The organism is Nostoc sp. TCL26-01, from assembly GCF_013393945.1.
GTDB lineage: Bacteria > Cyanobacteriota > Cyanobacteriia > Cyanobacteriales > Nostocaceae > Trichormus.
In genome coordinates this window covers 2779026-2797252 of the sequence record NZ_CP040297.1, presented here as the reverse complement: position 1 = coordinate 2797252, position 18227 = coordinate 2779026, and the positions used below count along the sequence as shown (strand labels likewise).

The following is an 18227-nucleotide window of genomic DNA, read 5'->3' as shown; positions in this document are numbered from 1 at the left end:
CAACGCAGAACTAAATTCGGTCGATATCTATTAGATAAAATTAAAAGTGGCCACTGAAGCTCATTGAAGTGCGAGTTTTGCCTGTGTAGCCAAGCCATTGCTTTGGGGAGACAGTGCGGTTTCCCCCATTGTAGCAAGTGGCGTGCGACTTCCAGTCGCCTAGTGTAAGATATAAGCCACCCCTACGTTGTTGACAATCGCTTCACTTCTTCACCTGCCAATAATTGATGAGCTGTGGCTAAAAGTTGGGGGATTTTAGCGGCGTGGGGGCTGCGTGCTAGGCATTGTCGCAAATCTAGTTCGTCTAGTTTATCGGCTTTGTTACCTGGGAACCAGTGACTACCATTACCCAGCAAGTTGTAGCGCATTTTGGCATAGTCTACTAAATCGTAAGCTGTGGCTAGATTTAACAGCCATAAAATAAATCGGATATTGATTTGCCCAGGGGTGGATTCCCAGGTGGGTAAGTTAGTTTCCCAGGTTTTTACCCAATCTTCTCCCAAGGTGGCGATCGCTTCTGCTTCCAACTTCGCTAAAATTGGCGGTAAAATCTCAGATGCTTTGTCTATTAAATCTAATGTTTTTAGGTGTTCATCAAAATCTTGAGGTTTTGCTGCACCTAAGCTTAAGGTATGTACTTGAGAATGACTTAGGCAAAATAAATCATTGAATACCATCGGGCTTAAAGGTTGGCATAAGTCTACTAATTTTGCTGGGGGATTATATAACTTACCACCTTTATCTGATGGGCTAATAATAAATACCCCCATATCATGCCGGGTAGCAGCTGCAATTGCTGGCCAATTCCATTGATTAATGTAATACCAATGCAGGTTGACATAATCAAATTGATTGGTCTTAATTGTCTGCACAATCGTATCTGTTGAACCATGAGTAGAAAAGCCGACAAATCTAACTTTTCCCTCGGCTTGTAACTTTCTGACTACGTCCAAACAGCCTCCAGGACGGATGCTATATTCTAATAATTCAGCGTTATTAATCCCATGTAGCCCTAATAAATCGACATAATCCAGTTGCAGATATCTCAATGATTGTTCAAAAGTTTGGCGAAATTCTTGAGCATCCGCGACAGGCGAAACTTTTGTCTGGACAATCAATTGTTCACGAGGAAATTTAGGAAGTATTTTTCCTAACTGCATTTCTGAGCTACCGTAGCCACGGGCAGTTTCAATATGATTAATACCAAGCTCAACTGCTCTGTAGATAGTGGTTTCTAAATTTGCTTGATTGTCAGTAGGAACATCCTCATAACTGACATCTTGCCATTTAAATTGGTATCTCATACCGCCGCAAGAAAACACCGGCATTTGTAATTCTGTGCGTCCAAATCTTCTATATAGCATTAGCTAATCTTCTGGTGAAACAGCATCATCAACCTGATGGGCTGGGTGATCATCTGCCCAAGGATCATCATCTCCAGAGAAATGAGAAACAATAACTAACTCAGTCTCTTTCGTCTGATTATCGTCCCATTGATCTAGAACATCTTTGATTAATATTTCCTGTACCCAAATTTTAGCGACAACTGTTAGAGGTAGTGCTAAAAATAATCCTAAAAATCCAAAGAAAGTGACAAAGAATAGTTGAGCAATTAATGTCACGGCTGGTAGCAAGGAAACTTGATGAGCCATGACGACAGGAGTGATGAAATTGCTTTCTGTTTGTTGGATAATAAAGTAGAGAATCAAGACCGCGATCACTTTCCAGGGGTTATCCAAAAGAGCGATCGCCATTGCTGGTAAAACACTCATAGTTGGGCCAAGATTGGGAATTAGGTTTAAAAATCCTGCCAAAACTCCTAACGCTAGCGCCGCCTTCACACCCAACACAGATAAGCCAACGACACTCATTAACCCCACAACACCCATCGCAATCACCGCACCTGTCACCCATCCTTCCAAGGAAGTTTCACACTTATCTAAGATTCCTTCTACCCGACGGCGATAAAAAGAGGGAAATAACCGGACAAAAACTTTCCGATAAGCGATGGGATCTACTAACAACATTCCCGTTAACACTAACACCAGTAATACTTTTAGTACTACTTCCAAGGAACCAGAGACAAAGGCAAAAGAACTACCCAAGGCGCGATTGATAAATGGTTGTGCTTGTTGGATCAGGCTGTTGAGATCGGGTATGTAAGACACTAACTGATTGGGAATCCTGGTTCTCAATGCGTCCAGCCAATTATTAAAGCGTTCAAATCCTTGGGGAACTCGATAGGTAAGCTCATGAAACTGCTGGGCAAAGGGCGGTACAATCAACCAGAAAAAACCGATGACGACAGCAAAAAAGATACCAACAGACAGTATGACTGCAAATCCCCGCCTCATACCTGAACGTTGAAAGCGCCTTGCTAGTCGATTGAGGGTAGTAGCTAAAACAACTGCGGCAAACATCAATAAAAGTACTTCCTTAATTTGCCACAATATGTATAAAGAAAGTATTAAAGCGATTAAGCCGATCCATTGACCAAGGTTCACAAGTAGCCCCCCAAGTGATGACGTGACGCAATTTCTGCGCGGTTCCTGTAGGTTAGCCGATTTTCCCAACTTCCGCCTAGATGATTTTAGTTAATTTTGTTTTTGGATTTGCCATCTCCACAATAGAGCGATCGCCATCACTACAGTCGGCAACAAAACTAAAATCAAAGCATTGATTGCTGTTGCTGGAATCGGTAAACTAGGCGCTACATACTTAAGTAATATTGATATTACAGCCGACATTACAAGCAATTTAACAATCAAACTAAACTGATTTTCCATAAAAGTACGGCTATACACATTCTTCAGTGAGGCATCCCCTAATTTGAGCTTCCCCCCATCATCTCTACAATAGACCAAGGAGTACACAAAACTTTATAAAAGTGGGGAGTGCTGAGTAGAAGTCGGAAGTCAGAAGTCGGAAGTCGGAAGTCGGAGAGTACTGACTAATGACTAATGACTAATGACTAATGACGATTAACTATTGACCAATGACCAACCAGAGGTTAAATCAAAATGCCTGTTGAAACTGATAATAAAAACTCGATTAAACCACCAAGGTTACGGCAGTTTGGCGGGAGTTTCTTAATTCTCCTAACCTTGCTGTTATTACTAAATTTTATCGTACCCAGCTTTTTTGGCACTCGATTACCACAGGTTCCCTATAGTGACTTTATTGCTCAAGTGCAAGCAGGTAAAGTGGATCGGGCAATTGTGGGTGGCGATCGCATAGAATATTCGATCAAAGGTCAAGATGGCATACCATCAAATAAAGTATTTATCACTACTCCGGTAGCTATTGATTTAGACCTACCAAAAATTCTCCGCGACAATCATGTGGAGTTTGCTGCACCACCACCAAATCAAAATGGTTGGATTGGGACGATACTTAGTTGGGTAGTTCCACCGTTAATTTTCTTTGGGATTTGGGGTTTTTTAATGAATCGTCAAGGTGGTGGCCCGGCGGCGTTGACAGTTGGCAAAAGCAAAGCCCGGATTTATTCGGAAGGTAGCACTGGGGTGAAATTCCCCGATGTGGCTGGGGTAGATGAAGCTAAGGCAGAATTAGAAGAAATTGTGGATTTCTTAAAAAATGCCACCAAATATACGAATTTAGGAGCGAAAATTCCTAAAGGCGTGCTGCTAGTGGGGCCTCCGGGGACTGGGAAAACATTATTGGCAAAAGCGATCGCTGGCGAAGCTGGTGTACCATTCTTTAGTATCTCTGGTTCCGAATTTATCGAACTGTTCGTGGGTGTAGGTGCGGCGCGTGTCCGTGACTTATTTGAACAAGCCAAAAAACAAGCCCCTTGTATCGTCTTCATCGATGAATTGGACGCACTAGGCAAGTCGCGCGGTGGTGCAGGTGGTTTTGTCGGGGGGAACGATGAACGGGAACAAACCCTCAACCAGTTACTGACTGAGATGGATGGCTTTGATGCCAACACAGGTGTGATCATTATCGCCGCTACTAACCGTCCCGAAGTCCTCGACCCAGCATTACGTCGTCCTGGTCGCTTTGACCGTCAAGTTGTGGTTGATCGCCCTGATAAAATTGGTCGAGATGCTATTCTCAAAGTTCATGCTCGGAACGTTAAATTAGCCGATGATGTCGATTTAGGTAACATTGCCATCAAAACCCCTGGTTTCGCTGGTGCAGATTTAGCTAACTTAGTGAATGAAGCGGCACTGTTAGCAGCTAGACAAAATCGTCAAGCCGTAACAATGGCAGATTTCAACGAAGCAATTGAACGTCTGGTTGCTGGGTTAGAAAAACGCTCCCGTGTCTTAAATGAAACCGAGAAGAACACTGTAGCCTATCACGAAGTTGGTCATGCCATCATCGGTGCATTGATGCCTGGTGCGGGTAGAGTCGAGAAAATTTCTGTTGTGCCTCGTGGTGTAGGGGCTTTGGGTTATACAATTCAAATGCCCGAAGAAGACCGCTTCTTGATGATTGAAGACGAAATTCGCGGACGTATTGCTACTTTGTTAGGTGGACGTTCGGCAGAAGAAGTCGTCTTTGGCAAAGTTTCTACAGGTGCAAGTGACGATATCCAAAAAGCTACAGACTTAGCTGAACGCTATGTCACACTCTACGGGATGAGTGACCAACTAGGGCCAGTGGCATTTGAGAAAATTCAACAACAATTCCTCGAAGGTTACGGAAATCCCCGTCGTTCCATTAGTCCCAAAGTAGCTGAGGAAATTGACCGCGAAGTCAAGCAGATTGTCGATAATGCTCATCATATCGCCTTGAGTATTCTACAAAATAACCGTGACTTGTTAGAAGAAACAGCCCAGGCATTATTGCAGCGAGAAATCCTGGAAGGTGGCGAACTCAGAGAACGTCTCAGTCAAGCCAAAGCACCAGAAGAACTAGCAGAATGGTTGCGGACAGGTAAAATATCCGACGATAGACCTCTACTACAAACACTGCTGGTTTAATTAGTCAGGACTTACGCAGTGTCACCGATTTCCCGCACTTTTTGTCAATGGTCAATAGTCAATAGTCCAAAAAAACTTAATTTTGACCATTGACTATGGACTATTGACCACCCTAGTAAGGGTTTTTATCTTCGGTGCGTAAGTTCTATTAGTTTAGATCAAGCGATCGCTTATTTTGCAGGCGATCGCTTTTTTAGGCAAAACTCAACCACCCAAAAACCTGTGCCACAGTCAGTGACAACTCAATCCCCTCAAGTATCGGCAATTGATCAACGCCTTCGTATAACTCCACTCGCTGTCCAGGAAATACCGCCAGCACACTTTCATCTTCTGGGTTGAGTAACCAACCCAACTCAGTGCCATTGCGCGAACAATGCAATAATTTACTCAGCACCTTGGTTAATTTTTGGTCTGGAGACAGAATCTCAATCACCCAGTCAGGATGAATCTCAAAGCGGTTAGCAATTTTACCAGATGCAGTTTGCGGAATTCTCTGCCAGCGAAATACCGCTATATCAGGAACGATAGAAACGCCATCAAAGGTGCAGCGCAATTCTGGAAATGCTCGTGCAATTTTCTCAGGTTTAGTGACTCCATTGATAGTAATAATTAGTTCACCTTGGATTGTACTGTGTTCACCTTGAGGCATGGGTTTTTGAATAATTTCTCGATTGATAAATTCTGATGCTGGCTCAGTTTCTGGTAGATTAAGGAATTCTTTTAAAGTGATTTGGGGTTGAATAGCGATCGCCATATATGAGTAGATATAGAAGGGATGATTTTATTATGAGCGATCGCCCCTGTTGCTATGACTATTTGTAGTGATCACTAGGTATCTTTGATATATCCTACGACATCTCACAAGTTATCTAGATTTCTCAAGTGTGCGGTGATAACAAGAAATCTGCAATGGCAGCAAAAATAGCGGCTGGATATTCCTCGTGCATTCCTAAAGAACCGGGAAGGACTGCGCTTTTAACTCCCGATAGCGCGGCGATAGTATCCATTTCAGCACGTGATTTGGGGGGACTAGATGCGCCAATCACCACCATGAGGGGAACAGATAAAGACTGTACCAGTGCGACAAAATCAGATTGGTGGTGAATAGCATCAATATTACCAGTGACAAAAGCCGCAGAAGCAAATCTGGCTCCTGGTTGTTGAGTTGTCTGCCACTTTTGCTCTATGAAACTGGGTGTTAGCCTCGTTACATCTGTAAATACATGACGGCGGTACATGAAATTGAGAAATCTGGGTGTAGTGTTGAGTTTGTAGAGGAGTTGACCCAGAATCGGCGATCGCACTAATCCTCTGACAATCCCCGCTACCTTTGAATTTGCTCCCATTGTTGGTAAAGGGCCACGCCAAGTAGGTGCGCTTAAAACAATCCGCGAGCAAGCCTCTGGTCGTTTTTGCGCTAGTTGCAACACATAACCAGCCGCATGACCAGCCGCTACCACAGTAATTGGTTGAGTAAACACAGATTGCACAAAATCTTCAAGAAATTGCTGATATATTTCTGGTCGATAATCTAAACTCGGACGAGCAGATGCACCAAATCCTGGCCAGTCCACTGCAACTACCTGAAAATGGGGAGCAAGTAACTTAGCTAATTCACCCATTTCTAGACGAGTAGAGACACTGCTAAATGCTGGAAGTAAAAGTAGTGATGAACCTTGACCTAGAGTTTCGTAAACAACTCGTAATGATTGGTTTTGCCAATTCCACAAGAATTCTTTGACTACTCCACCAAATCCCACAGCGTCGGTAGTTGCTAGTAAATTGGTAGACATAATTTTTCACCAATAATTGCTTGATGGTACAGAGTCGGCCGCAAAATATGTGGAATCAAAATCCCCAATCTTCCGCCCTATTGTTCTAACTTACATTCCAGCGCCTTTTTTTGCATAGTTTTAAATATGTTGTAAAATCCGTTGGCGCGGGAAGGTGTGAGGCTAACATTCAACCCGGTGGCTTGAATAAAATCTGGAGTCAGTTGCACAATTTCCGTAGGAGTTAGTCCATTCAACCCTTCAATTAACAGCGCTACTAATCCTTTGGTTAATTGAGAATCAGATTCTCCTTGGAATGCAACTTTACCATCGTTCAAAGTGGCAGTCACGTAAACTTGTGAAACACATCCAGGAACCTTGTTTTCCGGTAATTTATCAGCTTCTGGGAACTCTGGCAGTTTTTGAGCATACCAGATTAATTGTTCATAGCGCCGCTTTGGGTCAGAAGCACGTTGAAAGCGCTGGACTATTTTAGCAAGTGCAGGCGGCAAAGCATCTAAGGTTGAAGACATAAACACAAGGGCAAATAATTGGTCTCACTTTGAGTTTAGATTATCTTCGAGACGATGATTCTATAAGAGGCGTTATGCGATCGCCTGGATACTGATCATCTCACAGTTGCAGACTCAACATCAAAGCGATCGCTCAAGTCACTAAGCATTCTCGGCTAAGATATGGTTGAAGAGTGATTATAGGTGATGATCGCTAAAGGAATACGGCAATGACAATTAAAGTTAAAAATCTTGGTGCTTTAAGACAAGCCGAATTTACACTTGGCGATCTGACCATCATTTGTGGCTACAATAATACGGGCAAAACTTACGCGACTTATGCGTTATTTGGTTTTTTGTATACTTGGCGAACGCTGTTTCCCATCATAATTAACACCAATAAGATTCAGCAGCTTTTTGCGGACGGAGTAATTCGTCTTGATATACAAGAATATGTTCAACAGTCCGAGCAGATTGTTACTAAAGCTTGTCAGGAATATACTCAGCAATTACCCAAGATTTTTGCAGCACAGGCTGAACGATTTAAGGAAACAGAATTTAAAGTGATACTGGACACTCGAAATATCAATTTCAAAAACAAATTTGCTCGGACAATGGGATCTGCCAACACGGAAATATTCTCGATGACAAAAAGTGAAGACAGCACAGAATTAGTTATCACTCTACTTGTTGAAAAAGAAAACATAAAAATACCTAGCGAAATCATTGAACGCATCATTGCTGACGCTCTTAAAGACATCATTTTTGATCAGCTTTTCCCTCGTCCTTTCATTGCTAGCGCAGAACGAACTGGTGCTGCGATTTTTCGCCAAGAGTTGAATTTTGCTCGTAATCGTCTTTTAGAAGAAATGGGTCAGGCTGACAAGAATATTGACCCAATGGAACTGCTTTTTAAAGATTATGATGATTATGCTCTGCCTATTAAGACAAATGTGGAATTTACCAGAAAACTGGAAACAATTGTCAAAAAAACTAGTTTCATTGCCGAAAATCATCCCGATGTGCTGGCTGACTTTGCTGACATTATCGGTGGTGAGTACACAGTCACCCACAACGATGAGCTTTACTATGTGCCGAAGGGTAAACGAGTCAAGCTGTCTATGGATGAAAGTTCTAGTGCTGTGCGTTCTCTACTAGATATTGGCTTTTATTTGAGACACGAAGCCCAGCTTGGTGATTTACTGATGGTAGATGAACCAGAACTAAACTTACATCCCGAAAACCAGCGCCGGGTTGCACGACTTTTTGCTCGATTAGTGAATCTGGGTATTAAGGTTTTCATCACTACCCATAGTGATTACATCATCAAAGAACTGAACACACTAATCATGCTCAATCATGATAAACCTCATCTCAAACGAATTGCTGAAGAAGAAGGTTATCGGCCAGCAGAACTGATATTGGCTGAAAAAATCAAGGTTTATATTGCTGAGGAAGCATCGATAATACCGGAGGGTAAAACAAGAAAACAGAAATGCTCAACTCTCACACCAGCCGATATCGATCCAGAACTAGGTATTGAAGCTCGCAGTTTTGATCAAACCATCGAAACAATGAACCGAATTCAGGAAGCAATTGTCTGGAGTGAAGAGTAATGTCTGACATTGCTATCCTCAAACAGATGATCAAAGAGACTGCTACAGTACCATTAGAATTTGATGACAACAATAAAAAAAAGGTCATACTGAGAGAACCTGATCTACCCAACTGTTATGTAACTATTAATGGAATGCCTGATGACCATCAAGTTATTATTATTAAGGCAGATCAATTTAAGTCACCCAATACAATATTTACTGGCTCAAAAGGTGAATGCAAACGTGCAGATTTTGTTATTGTTGCCGACATTGATACAAAAAAAGTCATTCTCTTTATAGAGATGAAAGCAAAGACGAAGACAAGTACAGAGTGGGAAATAATTCAGCAACTTAAAGGCGCACAGTGTTTTGTTGCTTATTGCCAGAAAATTGGCCAAGAGTTTTGGAGATATCCGAATTTTCTTGAAAGTTACGTTTATCGCTTCGTCACTATAAGAAATATTAATATTCATAAGAAACCAACACGAGAGAAGATTACTGATGATCATGACAGTCCAGAGCAAATGCTGAAAGTAAGTTCTCCACATTACCTTCAATTCAATCGTTTGATCGGAGGGAGAAAATAGTAGCATTGTGGATCAACTGTCATTAGTGCGATCGCATCTCTATTTATCGTAGGCGATCGCCTTCAATCTAGTTAGTTTTTACATCAGCAATCCCAATACTCAAATGTACTAAAATTGAGATGCCAACCTGTGTTGGAGTGCATTCATACGTCTTCTGTAAACTCCTTGTGAGCGATCGCAAATAGATTAAGCTGGATGTTTTGAAAAGAATGTAAGGTAATTATGGCAATCACATTAAATCAAGTTCCATCTATGACTCTTGAGGAGTTCTTTAATTATGACGATGGTACAGATGCAATGTATGAATTGGAAGATGGAGAACTGCTATCGATGCCGGCTGAGAGTGAGAGAAATCAACGAATTGCCATGTTTATCCTTGTTTGCCTTGTGCAATTAGGCATCCCATCTTCTCAGTTACGGATGAAAACGGAAATTGTGACTACTGGTTCGCGGGTGCGTGTTCCTGATTTAGTGGTGTTTTCGGAAGAGTTGGCAACTGTGATGGAGGGAGCTAAACGGTCTACAGTCATGCCAGAGATGCCACCACCGTTATTAGTAGTTGAGGTAGTGAGTCCCAATCAGAGCAATCGTGATTATCGCTATAAGCGCTCAGAATATGCGGCACGGGGTATTGCTGAGTATTGGATTGTTGATGCGATACAAGAGCGAGTGACGGTTCTGGAATGGGTAGAGGGTTTCTATGAGGAGAAGGTTTATACAGGAGATAATGCGATCGCTTCGCCAATATTTACTGATCTAACGTTGACTGCTGCTCAAGTTTTGCAGTGCCATTAAGGAGGATAATCAGTTCGTGATTCTCCATCAATGAAATTATTATATCCCCTTAAATCCCATACCAGCTTCTAATGCTTGTTCTGTCTTCATAGAATCGATGGAAGAAGATGCGGTTCTACGGGCATTTTGGTATTGAATCCCAACTTGGCTTAAAAATATCCCAACTAAAATTAAACTACCACCAATATATTGAGCTGTTGTTGGTGCTTCTTTTAATATCAAATAAGCCGCTACGACACCGACAATCGGACTAAAAGAACCAATCAGAGATGCTGTAGATGTTGTTGAATTCCTCAATCCTTGCAGCCACAATAACTGACCTATAACTACAATCACAATACTATAAACCAGCATCCACTGCCACAGAAAAGGTGAAAACGCATCAGCAAAATGATCTTGACCATACAAAACTAAAGCGCTGACAAAAAAGACGACTGTTCCTATAGCAGTACGAACAATACTGTAGATCCCCAAAGGAGTGTGAACAAGATATTTTTTACTAATAATCACAGCAGCCGTTGCACAAACAGATCCAGCCACTGCTAAAGTTTCGCCTAGACCTATATGCAAACTGCCCATATTCATGACGGCGGCAGCTGCTGGCTGAAGCAGAATGGTTAAAGTCACGCCGATAAATGCAATAGTAGCGCCCATCAACTCCCAAAAATTTACTCGTTCTTTTAATAACCAGATTGATAAAGCTAGCGTGAGAAGAGGTTCTATGCGTCCCACTAAAATCACATTATTGACTCGTGTGATGGCTAATGCTTGGAAAATTAAACCAGGTGCTAATGCTCCTGCTAAAATAGCCACCACTATTAAACTTACCCACTCTTTCTTAGATAGTTGTTTTAATATTGCTTGATTCCACTGTCGTCTATAAATTAATATCAGGACTACCAAGGCCCACAAGTTGCCTACAAATAAAACATTACATAAGGAAATAGGATTGCGCCCATCTACGAGGTGTTGAGCGCCAATTTCAGTTAGCTTGCGAGTAACTGCACTAGATGCTCCAAAAATTATTACCGCTAGCCACAGATAGGTTTGTCCAGAAGTTTTGTGGATTTGATTCATGATAGTTTTTAGGTTGTAATCAACTTTGTCCAGTACAGTAATCTAATTAAGAAAAAATAAAGTCTAAGTTATGAAAATATTATTTATGATCCTACTTCACTTAGAACCACAGCAAAATTAGGTTTTGCTGAGAGAAAAATTAAGTCATCCCAATTATCTAATATAGGACTTACGCAGTTTCACCAAATTTTCTGGCTTTTTTGTCAATAGTCAATAGTGAGATAGTGCGTTCCTGAGCCACCCCCGTGGGCGGGTTTCCCGCGCCACTTGCTACAACGGGGGAAAAATACGCAACGCAGTGGCTTGACTTGAGCGAACTGCCGTGGAGACCCCCACAAGCGGCTGGCTCCTCTTGACTATGGACTATTGACCACCCTCTTTTATGGTTTCTTGGTTGAGTGAGTAAGTCCTATATTAGAGTGAGACAGATGCAAAGCTGAAAATACAAACGACAAATGACTTGAGCAATTGGTATTATTCTGTGACTTTGAGCCATCATTCATATCTGAGAAAATGCTGAGAATTAACTGAATTTTATAAACAGATAAACTCATAAAAATTATGATTAAGTCTCAATCAGTTCTCACTAGCACCTGAGATAGTTTTTGTGTTCGGGATAGCTCAATCTTCAGGAGTAATCAATGAAACTCGCGCCCCTAGTTGCTACTATTGCTTTCACTGGTTTTTTAACTGTTTGGGATGCACCACTTAAAGTCATTAATCCTGCTTTAGTTCAAGCATCAGCCCAAGAATTATCTACGCAACAGAAAATAGATTTACTGACTAAAAATAAAGGTCAAATTGGTAGTGGTGATCAACTACGTCGCTTCTTTTTTGGTGATTTAGAACCTATTGGTATTCAGCCTGGTGGCGCTGGTCATGTCGTTAATCTTTACAATAAAGCTAATAATGTAACATTTTCTTACTGTTCAACATACGATGTGATTGTTGCTGTGAAGAAAGGCAAGATAGCTAAATTTCAACCTAATGAAGTGAAGTAATAATCCTTCGGAAATAGAACACTGACCAATTGTTTGCTTGCAGTATCAGATAAAAAGGGAAAGAGGTAAATTTTTTCCCTTTAACTTGTTTTTATTTTTAAAAATACACGCTACACTCCTTTGATGAATTCAAACTAAGCCAGAACGTAGAGCCACAACTGCGGCTTGGACACGATCATCAACTGCTAATTTGTTCATAATTCCTCGGACGTGAGTTTTGACGGTGTTGGGACTAAGGTAGAGTTTTTCGGCTATTTCTGGGTTACTTAAACCTTCCACCATGAGTTTTAATACTTCTAATTCTCGTCCTGATAAATTCGCAGTATTCCCAGAAACTGAAGGGGGTTTGAGGTTTTCAATTACTTGTCTAGCGATTTGGGGATCAAGGTAGGTTGCACCATCGACGGCAGCAGCGATCGCATTCAATAATCGCTCGACACTTGCACCTTTGATACAATAGGCATCAGCGCCACTAGAAAGTGCAGCAATAATTTCTGTCTGTGTTTTGTGCGATGTCAACATTACTACATGAGTTTCTGGGAGTGCAGCTTTGATTTGCTGTGTGGCAGCAATACCATCAAGTCGTGGTAAACCAATGTCCATGACTACTAAATCTGGTTTCAGCTTCAGTGCTGCTTGCACACCTAAATAACCATCTTCTGCTTGTCCAACAATTGCTAATTGAGGATGAGCCATTAATGATTGCTCTAGCCCCAATTGCATCATCGGATCATCTTCGACAATCAACACACGCAAAGGGGGAGCATCACTTGGCAGATTTAAGGGATAGCTCATAATTCACGAATTATTTCTATTCTTCCACGCGATAGCCCAATTCAGCTAATCTGATGCGCGAGTGTCGCCATTTTGGTTGTACTTTGACAAATAGTTCTAGATAGACTTTACCAGAAATCAGTTTTTGAATTTGTTCGCGGGCGGCGCTACCAATGGCTTTGAGCATTGAGCCACCTTTACCGATGAGAATACCTTTTTGGGAATCACGTTCCACATGAATAGTTGCAAGTACGCGGGTAACGGTTGGTGTTTCTTCGACTAGATCAATTGCGATCGCTACTGAATGCGGTACTTCTTCACGAGTCAACAGCAACACCTGCTCACGGATTAACTCTCCCATAATAAACCGTTCTGGCTGGTCTGTTACCAAGTCTGGGGGATAGTATAGGGGGCCTTCATCTAAATGCTCGATTAATAATTCTTGTAATTGAGGTAATCCCGTACTCACTTTGGCAGAAAATTTGACTGTTGGCCATTGATAAGCTAAAGCCATTTGCTCGTAGCTGGTATCTATATTGTGAGCATCTGGGGGTTGTTGATCTATTTTGTTGATCCCCAAAATTACAGGCGTTTGGCTGCGTGTTAACAAATCGGCAATAAAGCGATCGCCTGCACCACAAGCCACCGTTCCATCTACTACAAATAGCACCACATCCACAGATTCAATCGCTATTTTGGCATTTTGTACTAGCACTTCACCCAATTGATGATGGGGTTTGTGAATTCCTGGTGTATCTACAAAGATTAACTGGGCTGCTGGGGTGGTGACGATTCCTCTCAAACGATTGCGCGTAGTTTGAGCTACTGGTGATGTAATGGCAATTTTCTGACCTACTAATTGATTCATCAACGTAGATTTACCGACATTAGGACGACCAATAATGCCAATAAACCCAGATTTAAATCCGGGAGGAGCTTGAGGAATTGTTACATCCTCTGACAAGGATAAAATGTGATTATCAATACTAGACACTTTTAGTTCCACCGTCATATTTTATAGCTGAGATAAGTTAGTTTTTCTGAAGACACATAACCCACATAAATTCACCCTGGGATTTTCGGCGAACTGTCTTTGTTTCAGTTTAATCCACTACTAAATATATTCAGCTCTCGTCTCCAGAAAATGAGATATGACTATACAAAACCCAAAAATTATACTTCTTTTAGGGGATTGCTATAATTTCAGTGCTGTGTGTTTTTCTGTGGAACATTGAGCTATAAAGCTTGGAGAATTATAGCGTTTCTCAGTTAAGTGAGGTACATATTTTTAGTCAACAGAGGCTACCCGCATTTCTCACAAGCAGTAGGGGCGGGTTAATACAGTTATCAGTTATCAGTTAACGCTGATTCAATTATCTTGACTGATAACTGTTCACTGTTAAAGTGGGGCGACTTAAACCCAATTATCTTGACTGATAACTGTTTACTGATAACTGATAACTGGTTTAACACGCCCCTACGACCTCTGGACTAGATAGGTGTACTTTATCGGCATGAAAATCGCTATATAGGACTCATATTTGATTTCTGAAAATTACGTAGGGTGTGTTGTCGCGCAGCGCAACGCACCAAATTCAGGGTTTCGGTGCGTTAGACTGAAGTCATAACGCACCCTACAGATACTTAATTTTATTCAAAAATCAAATCGGATTCCTATAGATATATATAAGTATTTAAAAACAATAAGAGTAAAAGCAACGCAATTTTATCCTCATTAAAGTAGATTTATTAACTCTATCAAACTATAGATATATTGATTATTAAATATCTTTAAAATTAGTAAAGATTGAAAAACAAGCAAATCTGTAAGTATCGACTTACCATAGCAGAAAAATCAGGATCTTCTTAGCAAAACAATTAGATTTACATCTCAAGAAATATGCCCAACAACTCTGGAAAAACTACATCTATTTGGATGGAACAGGCAAATGTGCCAGTTGCATCTAGCTTGGCAGAAAACATTTATGCAGATGTGTGTATTGTCGGTGCTGGCATAGCTGGAATGTCAACAGCCTACTTACTTAATCGCGCAGGTAAATCAGTTGTGGTGCTAGATGATGGTGTAATTGGTGGTGGACAAACTGCACGAACAACAGCACATTTATCAAATGTTTTAAGTTATCGCTACTCGGAATTAGAACGAATACATGGTCAAGAACGAGTAAAATTGATTGCCCAAAGCCACACAACTGCTATTGATACTATCGAGGCGATCGCTATTCAAGAAAACATCGAGTGTGAGTTTGCCCGAATTGATGGTTATTTATTTCCTCATAACCCTGCATCGGTGAAGGAAATACACCAAGAATTAGCAGCTGTCCATCGTGCGGGACTCGCTGATGTAGAACTTGTCCAACAAGCACCGATAGCAGGTTGGGACACAGGCGTTTGTCTGCGGTTTCCTCAGCAAGGGCAATTTGATCCATTAAAATATCTGGCAGGTTTAGCAACAGCTATTCAACGTCGTGGAGGGAGAATTTACACTCATACCCACGTCAATAAAATTCAGGGTGGGACAACAACTCGTGTGGAAACCAGTAATGGTTTTGTGGTAACAGCTGATGCAGTGGTAGTGGCTACTAATTCTCCTATTAGTAATTTGGCTACTATGCACTTTAAACAAGCTGCTTATCTTACCTACGTCATCGGTGCAAAAGTACCTCGTGATTCTGTTACCACAGCTTTGTATTGGGACACTTTAGATCCTTATCACTATGTCCGGTTGCAAAAGTTAGATGCCGAACATGATATCTTGATCGTCGGTGGTGAAGATCATAAGACAGGTCAAGCCAACGATGCTGATGCCCGCTATGCCAGATTGCAACAGTGGACACAAGCAAGATTCCCCATGATCGAAGAAATTACCCATCGCTGGTCTGGTCAGGTAATGAATGCTGATGATGGCATTGCTTACATTGGCAAAGCCCCCTTTGATAGCGAAAATATCTACATCGTCACAGGTGATTCTGGTTTAGGGATGACTCATGGCACGATCGCCGGTATGCTGTTGACAGATACCATTTTGGGCAGAAAAAACACCTGGGCAGAAGTTTACGACCCTGCACGAGCTAGAATGGGGGCGATCGCTGATTTAATTTCCGAAAACCTCAACGTAGCTAGTCAGTATTTAGATTGGCTCAAACCAGGTGATGTTGATACTGTGGAAAAAATTGCCCCAGGTACAGGTGCAGTTGTGCAACGTGGGTTAACAAAAGTTGCTGCCTATCGAGATGAAGATGGTCACTTGCATGAACATTCCGCAGTTTGTACCCATCTTAACTGCATCGTTAACTGGAATTCTTCTGAGCAGACTTGGGATTGTCCTTGTCATGGTTCGCGGTTTGATGCTTGTGGTCAAGTTATCAATGGCCCAGCGATTAATGGTCTAACACCTGTTACGCAAAAGTCAGTTAGTTAAACTTTCAATAATCAAAAACTTTAGATACCCGAATTTTTTGATAATTCGGGTATTTTGTTGTTAAATGCAGTTTTTGAACTGATGTAAGAGGATGTTTAAAAAGTTTTGGGCGATTAGAAATCGCTACTACACAAACAAAGTCCACCTCCGTGGACTAACACAAAATCAAGTATTTCAAACCTGCGGAGGCAGGTTTCGTCTGTGTAACCGCGATTTATAATCGCCAGGGCTGGTATTAATTTAGACTTTTCAAACACCTCTAAGAGGACGTTGGAAAAGTCTGTTTCTTTGTCATGTTGAATGTAGCGTAGCGGAATGAAACATCTCGGTATGTGCCACAAAACCTAGATTCTTCCTGACGCTGCGCTCCAGTCAGAATGACATTTTTATACCTGCTGAAACTTTTCAAACACTCTCTAAGACTTCTCTAAATCCTACTTCACACATTCGGATTTTTAAAAGTTGCTTCTATAACAAAATTGCTTTTTTTGGTTTTTCCTTGTGAGGTAGACTCACTAATATTTTATAGTTCTAAACTTTTCTAGACTAAAGGTAAATTTTGCTATATGGTAAACAACATCATAGCATAAATTGTTGATATTTACACCAAGAACTAACAATGCAATATTAAACCTGACAGCAAAAATCTGTATACAAAAGGCACATATCTAGTATGTGTGGCTTTAAATAAATTGAAAATTTTGTTAACCATGATACAAAAACTATTAATATTTAGGAGAAATACTAGCGCATTCACAGTTTTTCCGGTTTAGTCAAAACAATATCCAGTATTATCAAAAAACTGGTATCAGGATGTGGTGTAAAAATCAACAGAGGAGTGAAACATGGATTTACGTAGCGATGCCTTGCAGATCCTCAAAGAAACTAGTCGAACTTTTTATATTCCCATTAGTATTTTACCTCCAGGATTGCAAGAGGCAGTCGCATCAGCGTACCTGTGTATGCGTGCCATAGACGAGATAGAAGACCATCCAACACTAGATAATCCGACTAAAGCAAAACTATTAAGAGCAATCAGCCTCACACTCCAAGCCGGAGTTGATGGTTTCCCTGTGGATGCGTTCTGTGCTGGATTTAGCGGCTACGAAAATACCTTAGAAGAAGTCACTCTCAGGGTTAGAGAATGGTCATTACTAGCACCTGAAACCATCGCCCCGCGAATTTGGGATGCTACCGCCGCGATGGCAGATAGGATGGCTTACTGGGCGGAAATTAACTGGAAAGTTAATACAGAGTCTGATTTAGATCGCTATACCTTTGGTGTCGCTGGTGCAGTGGGGCTATTGCTCTCAGATTTGTGGACTTGGTATGATGGCACACAAACAAACAGAACTTTAGCGATCGGTTTTGGTAGAGGCTTGCAAGCCGTTAACATCCTACGTAATCACCTGGAAGACATGGAACGGGGAGTCAGTTTCTTCCCTAATGATTGGAATGCAGCCAATATGCAAGAGTACGCACTGCGGAATCTTGCCCTAGCAGATGCCTATACCAACGCTTTACCAACTGGCCCGGCACTAAATTTTTGCCAAATTCCTCTGGCCTTGGCACATGGCACGATAGACGCTATTGCCAACGGTAAGGAAAAACTCAGTCGAAGTGAGGTGATTGCCCTGCTTGAGCAAATCAGCAGTATCAACTTGAAGGCTGGTTAAGGAAGTAGGGGCAATTCATGTAGCCGAAGGCTTCCCGCAGGGTA

16 protein-coding genes are annotated in these 18227 nt (G+C 41.5%); 7 read left to right on the top strand and 9 right to left on the bottom strand.

Features of this window, described 5'->3' with window-relative positions:
- Nucleotides 1–182: 182 nt before the first annotated feature.
- The 3 genes from FD725_RS11960 to FD725_RS11950 all read right to left on the bottom strand — a co-directional run bounded on the left by FD725_RS11960 (nucleotide 183) and on the right by FD725_RS11950 (nucleotide 2786).
- Nucleotides 183–1364, bottom strand: coding sequence for an aldo/keto reductase (locus FD725_RS11960; RefSeq protein WP_179048356.1), 1182 nt, complete (start codon nucleotides 1362–1364; stop codon nucleotides 183–185).
- Between the two features lie 3 nt (nucleotides 1365–1367).
- A complete protein-coding gene (locus FD725_RS11955; protein WP_179048355.1) occupies nucleotides 1368–2504 on the bottom strand; it encodes an AI-2E family transporter in 1137 nt (378 codons plus the stop codon).
- Nucleotides 2505–2594: 90 nt separating this feature from the next.
- Nucleotides 2595–2786, bottom strand: a complete 192-nt coding sequence (locus tag FD725_RS11950) for a hypothetical protein (protein WP_179048354.1) — start codon at nucleotides 2784–2786, stop codon at nucleotides 2595–2597.
- A 234-nt stretch (nucleotides 2787–3020) separates the two neighbouring features.
- On the opposite strand from FD725_RS11950, the gene ftsH reads away from it, so the two are divergent.
- On the top strand, nucleotides 3021–4952 hold the full coding sequence (gene ftsH, locus FD725_RS11945) for an ATP-dependent zinc metalloprotease FtsH (RefSeq protein WP_179048353.1): 1932 nt from the start codon (nucleotides 3021–3023) through the stop codon (nucleotides 4950–4952).
- 193 nt (nucleotides 4953–5145) lie between these two features.
- Here the strand turns inward: ftsH and FD725_RS11940 are convergent, their stop codons facing one another.
- From FD725_RS11940 to FD725_RS11930, 3 genes are all read right to left on the bottom strand, one after another.
- Nucleotides 5146–5706, bottom strand: coding sequence for a Uma2 family endonuclease (locus FD725_RS11940; protein ID WP_179048352.1), 561 nt, complete (start codon nucleotides 5704–5706; stop codon nucleotides 5146–5148).
- A 124-nt stretch (nucleotides 5707–5830) separates the two neighbouring features.
- Entirely contained in the window at nucleotides 5831–6745 is a 915-nt protein-coding gene (locus FD725_RS11935) for an alpha/beta hydrolase (protein WP_179048351.1), read from the bottom strand.
- A gap of 77 nt (nucleotides 6746–6822) precedes the next feature.
- The gene (locus FD725_RS11930; protein WP_179048350.1) at nucleotides 6823–7257 is read right to left on the bottom strand and encodes a SufE family protein; all 435 of its coding nucleotides are present in this window, start codon (nucleotides 7255–7257) and stop codon (nucleotides 6823–6825) included.
- Between the two features lie 209 nt (nucleotides 7258–7466).
- Between FD725_RS11930 and FD725_RS11925 the strand changes: the two genes are divergently transcribed.
- From FD725_RS11925 to FD725_RS11915, 3 genes are all read left to right on the top strand, one after another.
- Nucleotides 7467–8852, top strand: coding sequence for an AAA family ATPase (locus FD725_RS11925; RefSeq protein ID WP_179048349.1), 1386 nt, complete (start codon nucleotides 7467–7469; stop codon nucleotides 8850–8852).
- Complete coding sequence (locus FD725_RS11920) at nucleotides 8852–9421, top strand: hypothetical protein (protein ID WP_179048348.1); 570 nt, start codon at nucleotides 8852–8854, stop codon at nucleotides 9419–9421. Before FD725_RS11925 ends, FD725_RS11920 begins: the two co-directional genes overlap by 1 nt.
- Before the next feature lie 222 nt (nucleotides 9422–9643).
- Complete coding sequence (locus tag FD725_RS11915) at nucleotides 9644–10216, top strand: Uma2 family endonuclease (protein WP_179048347.1); 573 nt, start codon at nucleotides 9644–9646, stop codon at nucleotides 10214–10216.
- Nucleotides 10217–10255: 39 nt separating this feature from the next.
- Here the strand turns inward: FD725_RS11915 and FD725_RS11910 are convergent, their stop codons facing one another.
- The gene (locus FD725_RS11910) at nucleotides 10256–11293 is read right to left on the bottom strand and encodes a DMT family transporter (RefSeq protein WP_179048346.1); all 1038 of its coding nucleotides are present in this window, start codon (nucleotides 11291–11293) and stop codon (nucleotides 10256–10258) included.
- 641 nt (nucleotides 11294–11934) lie between these two features.
- Here FD725_RS11910 and FD725_RS11905 point away from each other — a divergent pair.
- On the top strand, nucleotides 11935–12294 hold the full coding sequence (locus FD725_RS11905; protein WP_179048345.1) for a hypothetical protein: 360 nt from the start codon (nucleotides 11935–11937) through the stop codon (nucleotides 12292–12294).
- A 129-nt stretch (nucleotides 12295–12423) separates the two neighbouring features.
- Here FD725_RS11905 and FD725_RS11900 read toward each other — a convergent pair whose 3' ends face one another.
- Together FD725_RS11900 and era are read right to left on the bottom strand one after the other, a co-directional pair.
- Entirely contained in the window at nucleotides 12424–13089 is a 666-nt protein-coding gene (locus tag FD725_RS11900; protein WP_179048344.1) for a response regulator transcription factor, read from the bottom strand.
- Nucleotides 13090–13105: 16 nt separating this feature from the next.
- Nucleotides 13106–14080 carry a GTPase Era gene (gene era / locus FD725_RS11895; RefSeq protein WP_179048343.1) on the bottom strand — a complete coding sequence of 325 codons (975 nt, stop codon included), beginning with the start codon at nucleotides 14078–14080 and terminating at the stop codon, nucleotides 13106–13108.
- Between the two features lie 888 nt (nucleotides 14081–14968).
- Here era and FD725_RS11890 point away from each other — a divergent pair.
- Together FD725_RS11890 and FD725_RS11885 are read left to right on the top strand one after the other, a co-directional pair.
- Entirely contained in the window at nucleotides 14969–16507 is a 1539-nt protein-coding gene (locus FD725_RS11890) for an FAD-dependent oxidoreductase (RefSeq protein WP_179048342.1), read from the top strand.
- Nucleotides 16508–17352: 845 nt separating this feature from the next.
- Nucleotides 17353–18183, top strand: coding sequence for a squalene/phytoene synthase family protein (locus tag FD725_RS11885; RefSeq protein WP_179048341.1), 831 nt, complete (start codon nucleotides 17353–17355; stop codon nucleotides 18181–18183).
- The last annotated feature ends 44 nt before the right edge of the window (nucleotides 18184–18227 follow it).